We start from the raw sequence: 19636 nt of genomic DNA, 5'->3' as shown, positions 1-19636 counted from the left end.
TTGCCCTGCTGGTATCGTGGGTGGCTGCGGTCGTGGTGACACCGCTGGTGGGGGCATGTGAAAAAAAAGCATCTGGCCTGTACGCCACCATCAGCCCAAACAATGTTAATTTATTTTAATTATCCTATTTCTTTCTTTATATTTGACTTTCAACGGAAAAAATGCGAAAATTAGGATTTGATTATTCGATGATGCGTTGAATTTATGCTTGGTTGGGAGCAATGAAAATGAGCGGTGTTATAAAGGTACCTCCAGCAAGAGCAACAAAGGAGAACACGTTATGGTCCTGGCCGGGAGCGCGCTGGTGGAAGTTTGATTTTCATGCCCACACACCTGCATCTTCCGATTATGGAAAAGGACCGGATGCAGAGAACCTGAAAAAACGCATCCCAAGAGAGTGGCTGTTGGATTATATGCGTGCCGAGGTGGATTGTGTGGCCATTACAGACCACAATACGGGAGCATGGATTGATGAATTGAAAAATGAATTATCCAGGATGGATTCAGAGAAACCGGATGATTATCGTTCCCTGGTTTTGTTTCCCGGGGTAGAGCTGACGGTCAATGGCGGTTTTCATTTGCTGGCTTTGTTTGATCAAAAAACCAAGGGAAGTGATATTGATCGATTTCTTGGTGCTGTTGGACTTGATTTAAAAAGCAGTAAGAGTGGAATTACTCGAAAAGTGGCTGTAGAAGTTATTGATCAAATCATCGAATGTGGCGGATTGGCAATCCCGGCACATGTAGATGGTCACGAAGGACTTTTCAAGGATTTTGATAAAGGAGATTCTCTAGCTCAAATTATTAAAAGCAAACATTTGATTGCCATGGAGGTGTGTGATTCGAACAGTGAGAAACCCCAACTTTATATCGATAATAAGTGTACATGGACGGAGATATTGGGTTCAGATGCCCACCATCCCGATGGTTCCAGTGGAAAAAATTATCCTGGAAGCCGCTTCACCTGGGTCAAAATGGGACAACCATCCCTGGAGGGGTTGCGTCTTGCATTACTGGATGGCGAGCTTTCCATCCGGCGTTCAGACCATCCCCAGGGAGACAATCCGAATGTTCATGGAGAATCGTGTATTGAGTCGTTGATCGTCAGCAAGGCACGTTATATGGGACGTGGCCCGACTGATTTTGAATGTTCATTCAATCCCTGGATGAATGCCATGATTGGTGGACGGGGTACTGGTAAATCCACTCTGATCGAATTTTTGCGTTTGGCACTGCGCCGGTGGGGGGAGTGGCCTGCAAGTTTACAGAAAGATTTTGAAAAATATGCCAGGGTTTCATCGTCACGTCAGGATGATGGATTGTTGACCGAGGATACCCGGTTGACAGTCATCTATCGCAAGGCATATGGAAGATTTCGTATCCAATGGATTCAAAAAGGTGAGAAAATCAGTCTGGAGGTGTGTGATGAAACGGGAACATGGCAACCGACAGAAGGGAATATTGCAAATTTATGTCCTGTTCGCATATTCAGTCAGAAACAAATCTTTGAGTTTGCCAAAGCGCCGAATAAGCTTCTTGAAATAATTGATCACGCACTGGGAGATGAATACCGGAACTGGGAAACCAAATGGGAGGAAACTGAAAAATCCTATCTGGCATTATGTGCCAAAGAACGGGAAGTATTTGGAAAGTTAAAAAATGAGGAAAATATCAAGAGTGAGTTGCTGGATATCCAACGCCGGCTGGTCACTTTTGAGCAAACGCAGCATGCCTCCATTCTGCAACTGTATCAACACCGCAAACAGCAACAGCGTGCCCTGGATGCCTGGGTTACGACTTGGTCCGAAACAGGATTACGGTTGCGGGAACTGGAAACCCAGATTACGCCCGCTTCCATGGAATTATCCCTGTTCGACCCGGATGATGCATCTGATCGTGAAGTCATGGATGAGGTGGTTCGTGTTGCCGGTCGTCTGAATAAAATGGCACGTATCGTGGCACGATTGGCCAGACAGGCAGATGCTTGTCTGCAAATTTGGCAATCTGACAACTCCATTTCCAAATGGAAACAAGCTTTGCATGATGCGGAGACACGATATGAAACCTTGCGCAACAAATTGCGCGAGGAAAAGGCTGGAGAACCGAATGAATTTGGCCAACTTTTGCAAAAAAAGCATGTCTTGGAACAGCAACTCAAAGATATGGAGTCACAACGTATCACTTTGCAGGATCTTCAGAACCAGAAAGACAATAAACTGAAATTTCTTGCAATATTGCGCACATCCCTGACACGTATGCGCACGCAATTTCTCGAAAAATATTTATATGACAACCAGTACGTCAGCATCCGTGTTGTGCAATGTGGCGATAAAGATATGCTGGAAGAACACTTTCGAAAAATGATTGATTGCGAATCTGGAAAATTTGACAAGGATATTGGTACTCGTGACAGGGACACGGGAGTTTTCAATGAAGGTACCTTGCTGGACATGATCAAGAACAATCAACCAGAGGAAAGTATCTCCAGGTTGAAACGTGTCATGCGGCAATTATATACAACGGGTACAAGCAATGAATATACTGCAAGGGATTCACGGTTCGTTGGAAGACTGAAGATGTTACTTCCTGAGAAACTGGATCGGCTGGAAATCTGGTTTCCGAATGATGCCCTGGATGTACGTTACAGTTCATCTGGAAATGGGAAAAATTTTCAAAGTATTCAAGCGGGTTCACCAGGGCAGAAAACGGCAGCCTTGCTGGCTTTTCTTCTTTCCTATGGCGAGGAGCCGTTGATCCTGGACCAGCCCGAGGACGATCTTGACAATCAGTTGATCTATGACTTGATCGTGTCCCAGTTCAGGTCCAGCAAACCGGATCGTCAAGTTATTGTTGTGACACACAATGCCAACATTGTCGTCAATGGGGATGCCGAGCAGGTCATATCCCTGGGGGTCGTTGGGGGACAAACCCAGATCAACTGTGCAGGAAATTTACAGGAACAAAAAGTCCGCGAGGAAATTTGTCGCATCATGGAAGGGGGCCGGGAGGCCTTTGAACGACGGTACCGCCGCATTGCCCATGGAGGTCAGCATGTTTGACAGCGCGACGGAATTGCTGCGTAAAATCCAGCTTGGTGAAGACAGTTCCCTGGAACTCAAAAATGTCTCCATGGCAGGCAACAAGGTCAAAGGACCTGAACGGGCAAATCTGGCCGACGAGATGGCCGCCATGGCCAATACAGCCAGTGGTGTCATCGTGTTCGGGGTGGATGACAAAAGCCGGGATATCGTGGGCATTGCACGGGAAAACCTCGATGCTGTGGAGCGCTATATTTTTGAAATTTGCAATGAAAATATTAAACCGCCTCTTCAGTTTTTCTCCCTGCGCCTGGAGTTGCCCGATTTGCTCGGTGTGCCGCGTCCGGTCCTGAAAATTGACATTCCACGCTCGCTTTTTGTCCATAAAAGTCCGGGAGGATATTTTCACCGCCAGGGGAGTTCCAAACGTGAAATGTCCCCCGAGGTGCTGGCCCGTCTGTTTCAACAGCGCAGTCAGGCCCGGCTCATCCGCTTCGATGAACAACCCGTTCCTGGCACGACCCTGAATGACCTGGATAGGGCGTTGTGGCAACGTTTTCCTGGCACGCATGCCACGACCCTGCCGGGCATGGATGCCAACCCCCACCTGCCCGCCATCACGCTCCGCAAACTGGGTCTGCTCAAGGCCGACGATACAGGTACGGAACGGGCCACGGTCGCCGGTGTGCTGATGTGTTCCAGACAACCGGCCCGATGGTTGTCGCATGCCTTCATCATGGCCGTGCGCTATCGTGGCGTGCGGCAGGACACCAACCAGCAACTGGATGCTGCGGAGATTCATGGACCCCTGGATGAACAAATCCGCCATGCCCTGCTTTTTGTAGAGCGCAACATGCGTGTTGCAGCCAGAAAAATACCAGGGCGGGTCGAAATGCCCCAGTTCAGTCTCCGTGCCGTGTTCGAGGCGGTCGTGAACGCCGTGGCGCACCGGGATTATGCCATCGCCGGTTCAAAAATCCGGCTTTTCATGTTCGATGATCGTCTTGAACTGTATTCGCCGGGTGCGCTGCCCAATACCCTGACCATCGACTCTCTGCCTTTGCGGCAGGTGACCCGCAACGAATTGCTGACCACCCTGTTGGCCCGTTCTCCGGTTGCCAACGAAGATGAAGCGCGTCACAATTTGCCACGCCAGTTTTTCATGGACAAACGAGGCGATGGTGTGCCGATCATCCTGGATGAAAGTTTCAGGAATTCCGGAAAATGGCCCGTGTACCGTCTGCTTGATGACACAGAATTGTTGTTGACCATCCCGGCAGCCGATCCAGAGCAACAGGTGTTGGCTGATTGACTTTTTTCAGGGTGGCACAGTCCAATCCCAGGATCCAAAATCCTCATTCGGTATCTGGAAAACGGTCGGCGGGATTTTTCATGCGTTTTCAGGAATGATCGTGTTGCCGGACACCCTCTCTGACCAATTGTTGGCCTTTCATGACGAACACGGGCGGCACCTTCCCTGGCGCACGACCCGCGATCCTTATGCCATCTGGGTGGCGGAAATCATGTTGCAACAAACCACGGTGGCGACCGTCATTCCCTATTACACCCGTTTCATGACCCGTTTTCCAACCATCGACACGCTGGCTGCGGCCAGTCTGGAAGAGGTCCTGATTTTGTGGCAGGGATTGGGTTATTATCAGCGTGCCCGTTCCCTGCATGCCACGGCCTGTCAGGTTTGCACCCGGTTTGGTGGACACCTGCCGACCGATCATGCGGCCATGGTTCATCTGCCCGGTATCGGTCCCAGCACCGCCGGGGCCATCCTGGCCATTGCCCACAATCAGCCGCACGCCATTCTCGATGGCAATGTACAACGGGTCCTGGCCCGTCTGACGGCCCTGGAACAACCCGTCACGACCGCCAAGGCCACCTTGTGGGAGCTGGCCCGGCGTCTGACCCCGGTCAGCCGGCCCGGGGATTATGCCCAGGCCATCATGGACCTGGGGGCGACGCTCTGCACCCCGCGCCATCCCGACTGTGCCCGCTGTCCATGGGCCACCGCCTGCCGGGCGCACGCCCTGGGCCGGGAAACCGACTTTCCGGTCCGGCAACCCCGCAAGGAAAAACCCCGCCTGTGGCAGGCAACCCTGCTGCTTTGGAAGAATACGCACCTGCTCCTTTGCCGCAGACCGGAACAAAAATTGCTTGGAGGACTCTGGGAACCGCCAGGGACACAACCTGTTCCCACTCTGCGTCCGGATGCACTCCGAGACCTGATCGGACAACTCGACGTGCAGATCGAGCAGATTGCCAAAGGGACTGCCGTGCGCCACAGTTTTACCCATTTTCACCTGACTGCGGAGGTGTGGCGAGCCTCCTGGCGGTCAGGAGAACCCGTGACAGCCGGGCACACGGAGTGGCGCTGGGTCGGTCGGGAAGAGATGGCACGCCTGCCCATCGCCACGTTGCATCGAAAAATTTTTAAATTGAATATACCGTGACGGACGGACGCCAAAAAAATTGATGGAACATGGAGCGATGCAGGACTGTTCTCTGGACCTGCTTTTCTGCTAGAATTTTTTTTTCCAGGTTTTCGACAGGTACCTGTTTCCGGGGTTTGCGACAGGTACCTTTTCCCGGGCAGCTTCGGCCTGCTTCCTCTTTTATGGAAACACACTCAGTTGATTTTCCAGCGCGATGGTATTTTTGACGACGACTCTCTCGACGACCATTTCCGGGACGAGTGCGGTGTTTTCGGGGTGTACGATCATCCCGAAGCCGCCAATCTTGTCTATCTGGGACTCTATGCCCTGCAACATCGGGGTCAGGAGTCGGCGGGGATCGTCTCGGTGGAAGATCGCATCCTGCACATCAACCGGGGACGGGGTCTGGTGGCGGATGTGTTCAAACGCCAGGATCTGGCCAGGTTGCAAGGCCGGCAGGCCATCGGCCATGTCCGCTATTCGACCTCCGGCGGCAGCGCCAGTCAGCGCAACCTGCAACCTTTGGTTGTGGATACGGCGGACGGCGGCATGGCCATCGCCCACAACGGCAATCTGGTCAATGGCGTCCAGATGCGCCGCGACCTGGAACGCCGGGGATCCATCTTCCAATCCACCATGGATACGGAAGTGATCGTGCATCTGACGGCCCTCTCCCGGCGGCAGACGTTCTATGAACGGGTTACCGAGGCGCTGTTTCAGGTGCGCGGGGCCTATGCCCTGGTCGCCATGAACGAACGTCGTCTCATCGGTGTCCGGGATCCACATGGCATCCGCCCCCTGGTCCTGGGCCGGCTGGACAACAAAGGCTGGGTCCTCTCATCGGAAACCTGTGCCCTGGACCTGATCGGTGCGCAGTTTGAACGGGATGTCGAACCGGGCGAAATGATCACCATCGGCCCGGAAGGATTGCAATCCTATTTTCCATTTCCACGTCGGCAGCGCAAACTCTGCATTTTTGAATATATCTATTTTGCCCGACCGGATTCAGCCATTGATGGAATCAATGTCTACGAGGCCCGCAAACGCATCGGTGCGACGTTGGCACAGGAACATCCGGTCGATGCCGATGTCGTGGTGCCGGTTCCGGACTCGGGCGTTCCGGCTGCGCTCGGCTTTGCCCAGGCATCCGGAATTCCATTCGAACTGGGCATCATTCGCAATCATTACGTTGGCCGCACCTTCATCGAACCCCAGCAATCCATCCGGCATTTCGGGGTCAAAATCAAACTCAACAGCCCACCAGGATTTTTTGCCGGCAAACGGGTGGTCCTGGTCGATGATTCGGTGGTTCGCGGCACGACGAGTCGCAAGATTGTCAAAATGGTCAAGGCTGCCGGAGCCAGAGAGGTACACCTGCGCATCTCTTCTCCTCCCACCTCTCACCCCTGTTTTTACGGCATCGACACCCCGGATCGTCGGGAACTTCTGGCCGCCAACAACTCCGTGGCTCAGATGTGCGAGTATATCGAAGCCACATCCTTGGCCTTCATCTCCCTGAAGGGCTTGTATCAGGCCGTCAGTGGCGGCACTGCGGGATATTGCGATGCCTGTTTTTCCGGCGATTATCCCATTCCTTCACCCAAGGTGGAAAAAGAAGATACCCGGTTGACTCTGCTTCAGGAATCCTGACGCCCGGGCCACTTTGCCCGAACCATCTGCGTACCCGTTTGCCATGACGAATGGCACCTGTTGGGCATCTTCTGAAAACTTCCTGCCGCTGCTCCTTTCTCAGGCATAAATCCTGCATATTCCTGGTGACCGCACCCTTTTCCGGCTGTGGTCGTCAATTATTTGTCAGGGGAAATGTATGTCTGAAATGGGTTTGTTGGGCGCAGCGGGCGCATTCAAAAAAAACCTGCTGGATTTGCGCCAGCGCCGCCAGGAAATCATCACCAGCAACGTGGCCAATGCGGATACGCCCGGCTACAAGGCCCGCCGGTTGAATTTTGAAGCGCAGTTGGCTGAGGCCATGTCCCCTCCACCGGGAGAGTTGGCCCTGGCTCGAACTGACGGTCGGCACTTTCCGAATGACGGTTTCATGCCGGCAACCGGTGAGTTGCAGGAAGTGGAGAGTGCCATTTCCAAGGGGGATGGCAACACGGTGGACATGGAACAGGAGATGGCCCAACAAACCGCCAACCAGTTGCTTTACAACTATGCCGCGCAATCACTCTCCGGGCAGATAAGCCGGTTGCGCATGGTGATCGATGGCGGCAAATAACCAGGGACCGTGCTGATCTGAACCCTTGAACAGGAGAATGCACGATGGATTTTCTGAATTCGTTCCGAGTGACGGCATCCGGGTTGGCTGCCCAACGCATGCGGCTGAACCTGATTGCCGAGAACGTCGCCAATGCCCAAACGACCCGAACTCCCGAAGGGGGGCCTTACAAGCGACGCGATCCGCAATTCATGGCACGCCCTTTTGACACCATGATGGACAAGGAGATGGCAGCCGGCTCTACCGGTGTGGCCGTGGACCGGATCGTGGTGGACAACAATCCACCCCGCATGCAATACGATCCAACCCATCCGGATGCCAATGCGGATGGTTACGTCGCCATGCCCAATATCGATGTGGTGACCGAAATGGTCAACATGATGTCGGCCAGCCGGACCTATGAAGCCAACGTCTCCGTCCTGAACGCCAACAAGGCCATGGCGGTCAAGGCCCTTGAAATCGGCCAATAATCCCACACGCGCAAGGATGAGTCATGAGCATACAATCCATTGATTCGACAAGCGGTCTCATGTCGGGTGTCTCTTCGCTCACGTCGGCACTCGACACATCCGAATCCAAGGAAAAGGGCAGCTTTTCGGAGATGCTGCTCGAACAGATCAAGGAAACGGATCGCGGACTGAAAGAGTCTGAAGACATGACGAAACGTGCCCTGCTGGGCAACGCCGGGGTGAGTTTGCACGATGCGCAAATCGCCTCGGCCAAGGCCGAGTTGGATATGCGCCTGTTGATGCAGGTGCGCAACAAGGCCATTGAAGTCTATCGGGAAGTCATGACCATGCCGGTCTGATGTCTGACGTTCCTGGTGTTGGTGGATCTGGTTTGACATGACCTTATGAAATGAGTCGAGGGTAACCATGGCTGACAGGACAAGTGACTTGAGTACAACCGCCGAGGGCGAAGCGGAGCCGTGGAGCCTCTCACGATTCATGGAAAGTCTGCCGCTGGCTGGCAAGAACGGCATCCTGATCGCGGCCCTGGCCGCCATCCTCGTGCTGGCCGCAGTCATCTGGTTTGCCTCCCGTCCGGCATACAAGCTGTTGTATTCCGGGATGCCGGAAGCCGAGGCGGCCAGTCTGGTGGAACAACTTGAAAAAATGAAGGTTCCCTACGAACTGGCGGATGGTGGCAAGACGGTGCGGGTCCCAGCCGAAAAGCTGACCCAGATTCGTCTGGAACTGGCCTCCCTGGGCATACCCAAGACTGAAAAAGGGGTCGGATACGAAATATTCGACAAGACCTCGCTGGGCGGCTTGACGGATTTCATGAATCACGTCAACTACCAGCGTGCCCTGCAAGGCGAACTGGAACGCACCATCAAAAGCCTCTCCGCCGTGAAGAGTGCCCGGGTTCATGTGGTGTTGCCCAAACGCTCCATGTTCGTCTCCGAGGAACGCAAGGCCACGGCATCGGTCACCGTGGAGCTGACACAATCCCTGACCGGGACCCAGATTGATGGCATCGTTCATCTGGTGGCCTCATCCGTCGAAGGCCTGGACAAGGGCAACATTACTGTCCTGGATCAGAAGGGCAATCTCCTGGCTGGCGGTCGCGAGGATGGCCAGGATGGCCGCATGGCACCGGATCGCAGCCTCTCTCTGCAACTCGAAAAAGAGCGTACCCTGGAAAAACGGGTCCAGACCATGCTCGACCGCATGTTGGGTCCCGACAAGAGCATCATCCGGGTGACCGTCGATCTGGATCTGGCCCGGGTGGAAAAACAGGAAGAGTCCTTTGATCCGGAAGGACAGGTGACCCGGAGCGAAGAGTTTGTCAACGAGGCGAGCAATGGCGTGTTCGGCAGTGGCGGCACCCCTGGTGTCCAACCCAACGATCCCAACAATACCAACACCGCCGGCGGTGGATCCGGGTCGCAACAAAACCGCAATGTGGAACGGGAACGGGTCAACTATGAAATTTCCAAGACCGTCAAACGCACCCAGGAGCCGGTCGGAGGCATCAAGCGGTTGTCGGTGGCCGTGGTGGTGGATGGCGTCTACAAGGCAGACAAACCAGGGGATCCCATCACCTATCATCCCCGGGATGCCAAGGAAATGGACAAGTTGGAGCAGCTCATCAAGGAGGCCGTCGGCTTCCGGTCCGAGCGCAAGGACACCATACAGGTTACCAACACCTCCTTCGAAAACATCAAAGTCCAGGAAGCCGACATCAATCCGTGGCTGACGCCGGAGTTTCAACTGGAAATGGCCAAGTATGGCGTGTTTGGACTCCTGGTGTTCCTGCTGGTCTTCTTCGTGATCCGGCCCATGGTCAAGACCCTGCTGTTGCCGGAAAAATTGGACGAAGACGCCCTGCCGGGAACCGTGGCCGATCTGGAACGGCGGTTGATGATGGAAGGGGTTGGCAGCATGCCTTCCGATCAACCGGCCCGGATCGTCATCCCGGATCGCACCTTGCAGTTGGCGCAACAAATGATTTCCGATCACCAGGAAGAGGCACGGGAAATTTTGCGCTCCTGGATGAACGAAGAGTAGAAAGTTTCTAAAGGATCTGGAAACAACGGGAAAGTGGGGATGTCCCAAATGGCTACAAATACCAAGGAAAATACCGCCAACGAAACAGCATCGGCTCGGCGGCCACGCGGCAAGGTGAAATTGTCCGGCAAGGAAAAAGCCGCCGTGTTCATTCTCTCTCTGCCGGATGAAGATTCAAAGGTGTTGCTGAAGGGATTGAGCGAAGATGAAATGCGGGAACTCTCCCGCACCATCTCCCGCATGGGACAGATGCCACAGGAGGTGGTCAGGGAGGTTCGGGAAGAGTTTCTGACCCGCTTCGAAAATTCCGCCCTGGATGTACGTGGCGGCATGCAGAAGGTGAAGGATCTGGTCACCCGGGTGTTGGGCAAGGATGAAGCTCGCAAACTCCTGAAGGAGTTGCAACAAGGTCCCAAGAATACCCCCTGGGAAATTCTCAATGAAATGGAACCGACCCTGGTGGCCAATTTTCTGGCCAATGAACATACCCAGAGTATCGCCGTCATCCTGTCACAAATGCAGACCGATCAGGCCTCGTATGTCATCGATTATCTGCCGTCCGATGTCCAGCAGGATGTGGTGTTGCGCATGGCCAAACTTGGCAATCTTCCACCCGGGGCCATGGAGGATATCGAGGAATCCCTGCTCGCGGAGCTGAACGCCCTGGGGGCTTCACGCGGCATGTATACCCAGGAGGGAGGCGGAGGCGTCCGCAAGGTGGCGGACATTCTCAACCAGATGAGTCGGGATGTTTCCGACAAGCTCCTGGCCTACCTCGACGAAGAGGACAACCCGCTCGCCGAAGAAGTCCGCAAGGAAATGTTCCTGTTCGAGGATCTGCTCCTGATGGACGACCGCAGCTTCCAGGTCTTGTTGCGGGAAATTGCCAATGACGAGCTGCTGAAGGCCCTCAAGGGTACCGATGACCGACTCAAGGAAAAATTCTTTGGCAACATGTCCGAACGGGCTGCCGAAATGATGCGGGAAGATCTGGAAATGCTGGGTCCGGTCAAGGTGACCGATGTCGAGGCCGCCCAGCAGGGGATCCTCAAGATTGCCCGGCAATTGGAGGCCGATGGTTCCATCGTCATCCTGGGCAAAGGTTCCGAGGATGTGGTGCTGTGATGTCCGGCCTGTTTGGAATCCCGGTTTGGGTGGGAGTCCCGTAATCCATGGACCAGATAGTCAATAGTGAAATCATCCGGGGAGAGGATGTCAGCGACAGCATCAAGGTGGTGCGGTTTGCCGACCTGGTCTCCCGCCTGCCCCGCCAGAATGCCGGGCAGTTTATCCGGGTATCTCCCGACGGCCAGATACCCAAACCGGAAATCGTTGTCCAGGAAGAAAACGTCCAGGAAACGGTGATCTCTGCCGACGAGGTGTTCCAGCGTCGTCAGGAAAATCTGGAACGGGCAACCTTTCGCAAGGTGTTTTCCGAAGCAGAAAAAGCCGGCATGGAGATGGGCCGCCAGCACATGGAACAGGAACTCTCCCTGATCCTGCCGCGTCTGGAAAATTTGTTGCGGGGGTTGGAAGCCTTGCCGGCGCGTCTGTACATCGAGGCCGAAAATGTCCTCGTGGAGACAGCCATCCTGCTGGTTCGCGAAATATTGGGGTACGAACTGCACGTTGATCCCATGGGTCTGGCCCGACGCATCAATAAAGCTCTGCTCCGCATGGATGATCAAAAAGAGATCACGCTCGCCGTCGCGCCTGCCGATGCGGTTTTTTTGGAGAGACTCCAGGATTTCAAAAAATTGCATATCAAGGGAGACGAAGGAATATCTCCCGGGTCCTTCCGCCTGGAGAGTCGGATCGGCGGGATGGAGCATGACCTGCAAGGGCAATTGCAGGAGATCGAAGCCGCCTTGCGTTCCCATTTGCGCGAACGGCTGGAAGAGAGAATGTCCCCCCAGGGAGTTGCTGAAGCACTGGAAGCGACCACGACCATCGGCGCGGAAGCTTCCGCCAAAATTCGCGCCGAGACCCAGCCAGATTCCCTGGGAGAGTCCATTCTCCAAGCCTCCTCGCCTTCTTGAATCGCGTCTCAACTGCGTCATCTTCGAAATGTACAGCTTGGAAAAAATAATTTAATTGGGGCGCTGCCCCAAACCCCGCCAGGAGGAAGGGCGCAGCCCTTCCTCCTGGACCTCCATCCCAGTTTTTCATTCGTTTTTTTTTTTGAAAAATACACATCTCAAGGTGGATGCGGTTCAATCAGAATTTTGGAGGATCCAAAGGGATGAACATGCCCCTGCAATTGCCCTGGACCGATTACCGGGAGTTGGCGCGGGAAAAATTGGGCAGCCATCGTCTGGGCCGGGTGACCCAGGTGGTGGGTCTGTTGATCGAGGGAGCCGGGCCGGTTGTTTCCATTGGTGAAATGTGCGAAGTGGCCACAGAGGATGGTACCCCCTTGCAGGCGGAGGTGGTCGGCTTTCGGGGTGAATCGGTCCTGCTGATGCCGCTGGGACAGATCAAGGGCATTCGTCCCGGCAGCCGCATCGTGTCGCGGGGCCGGGTGGAGCGGGTGCCGGTGGGACATGGCTTGCTGGGACGTGTCATTGGTCCCCTCGGAGAACCGCTTGACAACCATCCCTTGCCGCGTTTGTCGGAGTGGGTGCCGCTGCACGCCGAACCCATCAACCCGGTTTTGCGACAACGCATCAACCAACCCCTGGATCTGGGGGTGCGTTCCATCAATGCCCTGCTGACCGTGGGACGCGGGCAACGTATTGGCATCTTCTCCGGTTCCGGCGTGGGCAAAAGCACCCTGCTCGGCATGATGGCACGTTACACAGCCGCCGATGTCAACGTGATTGCCCTGGTGGGCGAACGTGGCCGCGAGGTGGTGGAATTTTTGGAAAGTGTGTTGGGACCCGAGGGCCGGGCGCGTTCGGTGGTCGTGGTGGCCACGTCGGACCTTCCTCCCCTGCTGCGCCTGCGGGCGGCTTTTGTGGCCACGGCGGTGGCGGAATATTTCCGTGCCCAGCAGAAAGATGTCTTGTTGCTCATGGATTCAGTGACTCGTCTGGCCATGGCCCAGCGCGAAGTGGGTCTGGCGCGTGGCGAGCCGCCCACGAGCCGTGGTTACCCTCCGTCCACCTTCATGTTGTTGCCACGCCTGCTGGAACGGGCGGGTCGGGATCAGGGGCGTGGCAGTATTACCGGGCTGTATACCGTGTTGATGGAAGGGGATGACATTCAGGACCCCATTGTGGACACCGTGCGCGGTATTCTGGATGGACACATCATGTTGTCGCGTGAGTTGGCCGCCCAGAACCACTACCCGCCGATTGATATTCTCGGTTCCCTGTCGCGTCTGATGGGGGACCTGGCCGACAATACCCAGAAAAATGCCGCCGGACGGTTGCGGGAATCCCTGGCCACCTTCCGCCGTGCCGAGGATATGATCAACATCGGTGCCTACGCTGCCGGCAGCAACCCCCAGATCGACCGTGCCATTCAACTGATCGGTCCGATTCGCAACTTTTTGCGGCAGCGGGTGGAAGAACCCAGCAATCTGGCAGAAAGCATTCGCCGGCTGATGGAAGCCGTTGGGCCGGCTTGACCCTTTGCCCGGGTCTGCCATCCTATGGATGGTTCTGTGATCAACGAAGAGGGGATTTTGTCATCGGTCATGCTGTGTTCAAAAATCAGCGTAAAATGGATCCGAAAGACAAGACACGCATGTTGAGAGTCAAAAAACTCTATGAGATCAGAGAGTACGGCCAAAAAAATGCAAGCGACCCAGACGATTGAAGGATGGATCCGGGAATCCGAAGAAAACAGACGTGCATTCCACCGCGATGATTTCATTCTGGATACCACGGAAAGCATCTGTGCATACATGGAGGAAAAAGGAATCAGCAAAGCACAACTTGCCGAGCGCCTTGGCAAAAGCAGATCCTTTGTGTCTCAGGTCTTGAATGGTCATCGCAACATGACCCTGGAGACGCTGGCAGAGATTTCCTATGCCTTGAACTTGAAGCTGAAAGTGCAATTTGACGATAGAGAGTGGCAGGATTCGGATCGTCGGGAAGACGTTTCCATAACAAAGTTGCATCAAGCCAGGCTGAAAGGCCTTGAGTTATTCAGTTGATATTGCGGAGCGGAATCCGTGCGTGAAAGCCGGATCGTACAACCTTGACCGGGTTTCCAGGGGCATGGCATGGCGTGCGGCGGTCAGGGCCGGACTGGCAATGATCATGGTCTGCCCCTGAACAGGCAGACTCCGACACAGGTTGGCCAGATCGGATACATTGGTACGGATGACCTGTTCTTCGCCTGGCCAACTGGCCTTGTGGACCACGAGGAGCGGGGCGGTGGGGGACCAGCCGGCGGCAATGAGTTCGGCGGCAACCGTTTCCACAAGGGTGGCCGAGAGAAAAATGCACAAAGTGCAGCGATGGCGGGCCAGGGCCTGCAACTGTTCGCCATCCGGCATGGGGGTGCGGCCAGCGACCCGGGTCAGGATCACGGTCTGGGTGACTTCCGGCAGGGTCAGGGTTTCCACGGCGGCGGCGGCGGAAGCCATGGCGGAGGAGACGCCCGGAATGACACCCACTTCAATGCCGGCGGCCAGGAGTGGCCCGGCAGTTTCTGCCAGGGCACCATAGAGGGACGGGTCTCCGGTTTGCAGGCGGACCACCTCGGGGTGTTGTCCGGCTTGTGCCAGCAGCCAGGCGACCATCTCTTCCAGGGTCATGCCGCTCGAATCGGCCACGGTGCAGGTTGCCGGCAGGTATTGCAAATGTCCGGGACTGACCAGGGAACCGGCATAAAGGATGGCCCCGGCCCGGGCCAGCAGGGCACGTCCCCGCACGGTGATCAGGTCGGGATCTCCCGGGCCGGCTCCCACAAACCAGACTTTTGCCACGCATGTTCTCCCGAGAAAAACGTATGAAAAAAACAGGATTTTTTTGCGCTGTTGGCAAAAAAATCCCGGTTTGGAACGGTATCTGCATGACCAGGTACAGGGGCAGGATTGGCAGGAAATTTTTGCCTGTCCAGCCACGCCAGGATCGTACCAGAACCTGGACCAGGATGGGAGAGGAAGAACTCTGTACGCCAGGGAATGCGAACAGTAGCCGGGAATGCGAACGGGCCGCCGGGAAATGGGGCATGAGAGTCAACGGATCAAAACCATTGAGAACGGTGCGAAGTGCGGCAACGGCGCATCAGGAACATGCGGCATGACCACAGCAACGAGACGATATTTGATTCTGGGCGGGTCCGGCTACATTGGCCGGCATCTGTATGCCCGCCTGGGACCGGAGAAGGCCTTGGCTACCTGGCATCGCCGGGCATTCCCGGGCGGGGTGCATTTCGATCCGGAAACCATGCACTTGGCGGATCTGGTCAGAGGCAGGGGTCCCTTTTCGCATGCCTTTGTTTTGTTTGGCATGGCGCGGCTCCTGGACTGTGCGCGGGACAAGACCGTGTCGTACCGGGTCAATGTCACCCACATGCAACGGTGCCTGGATCAACTGCATGCCCTCGGAATCCGGCCTGTTTTCAGTTCATCCGATGTGGTGTTCGATGGCACGCGGGGCAACTATCGGGAAGAGGATTCCGTCAATCCACTGGTGACGTATGGTCGGCAAAAAGTGGCCGTGGAGCAATATGTGCTGGGATCCGGAGTTTCGGACGGGTTGGTGGTGCGTCTTTCCAAGGTGTATGGCATCGAGCCGGGCGACGGTACCCTGTTGACCGATTGGCTGGCCGCCTTGACGAAGGATTTGCCGATCCAATGTGCCGAGGATCAATATTTCTGCCCTGTCTTTGTCGAGGATGTCGTGGATGGCCTTTTGGCACTGACCGAACAGGATTGCACGGGAATATACCATCTGTGTGGTCCGGAGCGTCACTCCCGGCGGGAGTTGTTGACCCTGTTGCGGGAAGTCTATGCAGCGCGTTTTGGAACGGCAGGGAAATCACCAGTGACCTGGTGCAGCATCCATGATTTCAATTTTCCAGAAAGATGGCCGCTCGATATTTCCATGGATATTGGCAAAATCCGGCGCGCCATCGGTTGGCAACCCATCCCGCCCGAGGTTGTTTGTCGGCGGTTCGTGACAAATCTTTAAGAGGCTGTCTAATAACTTGTTAATTTCAAAAAACGAATAAAAGACTGGGATGGAGGTCCAGGAGGAAGCGGCTCTGCCCTTCCTCTTGGCGGGGTTTGGGGCGGAGCCCCAACAAAATCTTTCATTCCAATTTTTTTTATCCGAAAGTTAATGGACAGCCTCTAATATGTGGAGACAGGGCCGAACATGTTAATTCAGACACACACTCTCCAGATGCACACTCCCCGGATACACAATCCTGTTGCCGCCTCCTGCGGTGAATCTGTCGCAGAGGCTGCGGGTGTGATCCGGGATGGCATCGGTGGGGGAAAGTTGCAGGACAACCATGACCGGCTGGAACAATGGCTTGCCGGCCAGGAACCAGGACCCCTGACCATCGAGGTGGCCCTGGTGCATGGCTGCAATCACAATTGCATCCACTGCTATCCGCAGCAGTTCAACCCCTACGATCCGCACAAGAGTTTTCTGGACGGGGAGGTTTTCAAGAATTTTCTGATGGAATTCCGGGAGATGGGGGGGGTGGAAACCTATTTCGCCGGTACGGGCGAGCCGTTGTTGCATCCCCATTTCAAGGCAATCATGGCCCACGGCCACGAACTCGGCCTGCGCATGACATTCAGTTCCAACGGCATCATGCTGACCGAGGCGAACGCCGAAAAAATTCTCCCGTATACAACCTGGGTGCGTTTCAGTGTCAATGGCGGCAATGCCGAGACCTATACCCGGGTGCATGCCTGTCATTCCCGGGATTTTGCGCGTCTGGTCCGCAATCTGGAACATGCCTGCCAGGTACGGGACACAAGGCATCTGCCGGTGCAGTTGGCCATGCAGTTTGTGGTATTCGAGGCCAATTGGCGTTCCATTCCCGACATGGTGGCGTTGCATCGTCATCTGGGCACGGACAAGCTGATATTCCGCAATCGGTTCGACCGGGAGGGGTACAAACATCCGGTCCATCCCGAGGCGATTCCCCTGTTGGAAATGGCGGCGCGTGATGAACGGGTCGAGGTGCGCTGGAACAGTTTTCCCTGGGAGGGGGAGGTGCAACAGGCGGCCTGGCAACGCTGCGACGGCATCCATTTTCGGACCCACATGGATCATGAGGGGAGTCTGTTTGCCTGTGTCCGGCATTTTCACAAGGAGAGCCGGTTCGGCAATATTCACACGCAATCGTTCAAGGATATCTGGCACTCCGCGGCGCGGCGGCAGTTGTTTGCCGGGATTGCCTGTGGAGGGGATATTCCGCTGTGCAGCCGGCTCTGTTCCACCGCGTTCGATAATGTCTACATCGAGGAATATGTGCAGGGGAAACACCATGGGGCATCCACCCATTAGAGGCTGGCAGATTGATGTCGGGGCGGCAGAAATTGCCCGGATTGCCGAGGCGATCCAGGCCAGACAGATCAGCCAGGGGCCATTGACGGAAGAGTTCGAGGCGGCGTTGGCCCATCGTCTGGGCGTCCCGCATGTCGTCTGCACCACGAGTGGCACGTCGGCGCTCATGTTGAGTTATCTGGCCCTGGGCGTGGGACCGGGGAGCGAGGTGGTGATTCCGGATCGAACCTATGTGGCAACCGCCAATGCCGCCTTGTTGCTGGGGGCCAGGGTGGTTCTGGTGGATGTGGAACCATCCCGACCGGTCATGGATCCCGAGCGCCTTGCCGAAGCCATCACCCCGCGCACCCGGGTGATTGTTCCGGTCCATCTGAACGGTCATGCGGCGCAGATGGATGCCATTCTGCCCCTGGCTGCCGGGCGGGGCATTCCCGTGGTGGAAGATGCCTGCCAGGCCTTTCTTTCCCAACGCCACGGTCGCTGTCTGGGTACTTTGGGGCGTTTTGGTTGTTTTTCCCTGGGGCTGGCCAAGCTCCTGACGACGGGCCAGGGTGGTTTTGTGGTGTGCCACTCGGAGTCCGACCGCAATCATCTGCGTCGCCTGCGCAATCAGGGTCTGAGTGGCGGTTCCCTGGACGAACCCATCCACATGCTGGGCAGCAATTGCAAATTGACGGATATTCAGGCCGCCGTGGGTCTCGCCCAGATGGCACGTCTGGATGGACGTGTCGCCCGGCAACGCGCCATCCAGGAGAGTTATGTTGCAGGTTTGCAAAATCTTCCGGATCTGCAAACCGTGCCGGTCGATCTGGCGGCGGGGGAAATTCCCCTGCGGGCGGAATATCTGGTCGATGAACGTGCTTCGTTTGTCCAGGAAATGCGGGAGAACGGCATCGAGGTCAATCCGCATCCGGTCAGCCTGCATCTGTTTCCGCATCTGGGTGTTGCCAGACGGGATTTTCCCAATTCGTTGCGTTACAGCGGGCGTGTGGTCACCCTCCCTTCGGGGCCGGATCAGCCCCTGGAAAATGTGCAACAGACCATTGCCGTCATCCGCAAGATCAAGGCGTCTTGAATGACCGGGAAACCCGAAAAAAAATAATTGACGAAACAAAACGGGATTCTTCCACTGTTGCGTGCATTCGTGTATCGTGCGCTTGTCCTGCGGAATGGTCCCGGCGGATGTTGTCGTGACTTCAATACTTTGCCCGGAGATGAATACGATCCATGTTACTCGTCAAGACAGTCATTGGTCCCTCACAGATTCATGGCATCGGCCTGTTTGCCAATCAGGTGATTGAAGAAGGCACACTGGTCGGCAGACTCACCCAATGGGATGTCGTGGTGGAAAGGGAGGGATTGCCGCAACAACTCGATGATTTTTTTATGGATTATTCAATTTTCACGGACAGGGCAACCCAGACCGCCTTCCAGACCTACTGCGACAACATGCGTTTCATGAACCATTCCAAGCAACCCAATTGCCTGGACCGGCCCAATGGTGATTGTGTCGCCGTGCGCAAAATTTATCCCGGCGAAGAAATGACCTGTGATTATGGGTTGATCAGCGCGAGTGATGCGTACAAGTAGCGTCAGCCTGCAAGGTTGCCGTTCTGGTTCTGTATCCGCTTGACTCCATGCCGGATTGGCTGGGGCCACGCACGGGATTCTGTCCCAGGGTCTGTGCCTTTTCAACGCACGGGATTCTGTCCCAGGGTCTGTGCCTTTTCCAGGCAGGGACAGGTGCGGGTATGCGCGATTTATGGATGGTTGCTGGCAGGCCCAGACCACCGATGTCCGGTTGAAGGGGGCAGGGAGGAGGGGTTGACTGGACGGCCATCCAGTAATATTTATGTCATGTAATAAATTAATTACAATTTTCAGTTACATGTTTTAGCAGTGTGTTTTTGATCCTGATTCTGGAGTTTCAGTCCGATATTGACGAGTGGATGGTGTTGCGTCTCGATGTCTATGT

17 protein-coding genes are annotated in these 19636 nt (G+C 55.4%); 16 read left to right on the top strand and 1 reads right to left on the bottom strand.

Annotation, left to right across the window (positions count from 1 at the left end):
* The first annotated feature begins 227 nt into the window (after positions 1 to 227).
* The 12 genes from HQL65_15435 (at position 228) to HQL65_15380 (ending at position 14339) form a co-directional block, all read left to right on the top strand.
* Positions 228 to 3059 (top strand): AAA family ATPase, encoded by a 2832-nt coding sequence (locus tag HQL65_15435; GenBank protein MBF0137627.1) that lies wholly within the window; start codon positions 228 to 230, stop codon positions 3057 to 3059.
* Entirely contained in the window at positions 3052 to 4350 is a 1299-nt protein-coding gene (locus tag HQL65_15430; protein MBF0137626.1) for a putative DNA binding domain-containing protein, read from the top strand. Before HQL65_15435 ends, HQL65_15430 begins: the two co-directional genes overlap by 8 nt.
* A 100-nt stretch (positions 4351 to 4450) precedes the next feature.
* Positions 4451 to 5500, top strand: a complete 1050-nt coding sequence (gene mutY, locus HQL65_15425; GenBank protein MBF0137625.1) for an A/G-specific adenine glycosylase — start codon at positions 4451 to 4453, stop codon at positions 5498 to 5500.
* 201 nt (positions 5501 to 5701) lie between these two features.
* A complete protein-coding gene (locus HQL65_15420; protein ID MBF0137624.1) occupies positions 5702 to 7132 on the top strand; it encodes an amidophosphoribosyltransferase in 1431 nt (476 codons plus the stop codon).
* 178 nt (positions 7133 to 7310) lie between these two features.
* Positions 7311 to 7724, top strand: coding sequence for a flagellar basal body rod protein FlgB (gene flgB, locus HQL65_15415; protein MBF0137623.1), 414 nt, complete (start codon positions 7311 to 7313; stop codon positions 7722 to 7724).
* 44 nt (positions 7725 to 7768) lie between these two features.
* The gene (gene flgC / locus HQL65_15410) at positions 7769 to 8194 is read left to right on the top strand and encodes a flagellar basal body rod protein FlgC (GenBank protein ID MBF0137622.1); all 426 of its coding nucleotides are present in this window, start codon (positions 7769 to 7771) and stop codon (positions 8192 to 8194) included.
* Between the two features lie 23 nt (positions 8195 to 8217).
* On the top strand, positions 8218 to 8532 hold the full coding sequence (gene fliE, locus HQL65_15405; GenBank protein MBF0137621.1) for a flagellar hook-basal body complex protein FliE: 315 nt from the start codon (positions 8218 to 8220) through the stop codon (positions 8530 to 8532).
* Positions 8533 to 8599: 67 nt separating this feature from the next.
* Complete coding sequence (gene fliF, locus HQL65_15400) at positions 8600 to 10237, top strand: flagellar M-ring protein FliF (protein MBF0137620.1); 1638 nt, start codon at positions 8600 to 8602, stop codon at positions 10235 to 10237.
* 48 nt (positions 10238 to 10285) lie between these two features.
* A complete protein-coding gene (fliG, locus tag HQL65_15395; GenBank protein ID MBF0137619.1) occupies positions 10286 to 11362 on the top strand; it encodes a flagellar motor switch protein FliG in 1077 nt (358 codons plus the stop codon).
* A 47-nt stretch (positions 11363 to 11409) separates the two neighbouring features.
* The gene (locus tag HQL65_15390) at positions 11410 to 12276 is read left to right on the top strand and encodes a hypothetical protein (GenBank protein ID MBF0137618.1); all 867 of its coding nucleotides are present in this window, start codon (positions 11410 to 11412) and stop codon (positions 12274 to 12276) included.
* Positions 12277 to 12485: 209 nt separating this feature from the next.
* The gene (locus tag HQL65_15385) at positions 12486 to 13808 is read left to right on the top strand and encodes a FliI/YscN family ATPase (GenBank protein MBF0137617.1); all 1323 of its coding nucleotides are present in this window, start codon (positions 12486 to 12488) and stop codon (positions 13806 to 13808) included.
* 168 nt (positions 13809 to 13976) lie between these two features.
* Positions 13977 to 14339, top strand: coding sequence for a helix-turn-helix transcriptional regulator (locus tag HQL65_15380; protein MBF0137616.1), 363 nt, complete (start codon positions 13977 to 13979; stop codon positions 14337 to 14339).
* On the opposite strand, the gene cobM is transcribed toward HQL65_15380, so the two are convergent.
* A complete protein-coding gene (gene cobM / locus HQL65_15375) occupies positions 14328 to 15152 on the bottom strand; it encodes a precorrin-4 C(11)-methyltransferase (GenBank protein MBF0137615.1) in 825 nt (274 codons plus the stop codon). The two genes, HQL65_15380 and cobM, sit on opposite strands and share 12 nt — an antisense overlap.
* A gap of 280 nt (positions 15153 to 15432) precedes the next feature.
* On the opposite strand from cobM, the gene HQL65_15370 reads away from it, so the two are divergent.
* From HQL65_15370 to HQL65_15355, 4 genes are all read left to right on the top strand, one after another.
* Positions 15433 to 16326 carry a sugar nucleotide-binding protein gene (locus HQL65_15370; GenBank protein MBF0137614.1) on the top strand — a complete coding sequence of 298 codons (894 nt, stop codon included), beginning with the start codon at positions 15433 to 15435 and terminating at the stop codon, positions 16324 to 16326.
* Positions 16327 to 16512: 186 nt separating this feature from the next.
* Entirely contained in the window at positions 16513 to 17661 is a 1149-nt protein-coding gene (locus tag HQL65_15365) for a radical SAM protein (GenBank protein MBF0137613.1), read from the top strand.
* A complete protein-coding gene (locus HQL65_15360; GenBank protein ID MBF0137612.1) occupies positions 17642 to 18736 on the top strand; it encodes a DegT/DnrJ/EryC1/StrS family aminotransferase in 1095 nt (364 codons plus the stop codon). Before HQL65_15365 ends, HQL65_15360 begins: the two co-directional genes overlap by 20 nt.
* A gap of 152 nt (positions 18737 to 18888) precedes the next feature.
* Positions 18889 to 19251 carry an SET domain-containing protein gene (locus HQL65_15355; GenBank protein ID MBF0137611.1) on the top strand — a complete coding sequence of 121 codons (363 nt, stop codon included), beginning with the start codon at positions 18889 to 18891 and terminating at the stop codon, positions 19249 to 19251.
* Positions 19252 to 19636: the final 385 nt, after the last annotated feature.

It is taken from the genome of Magnetococcales bacterium (assembly GCA_015228935.1).
Taxonomy (GTDB): domain Bacteria; phylum Pseudomonadota; class Magnetococcia; order Magnetococcales; family DC0425bin3; genus HA3dbin3.
This window is presented reverse-complemented; position numbering and strand designations above follow the sequence as displayed.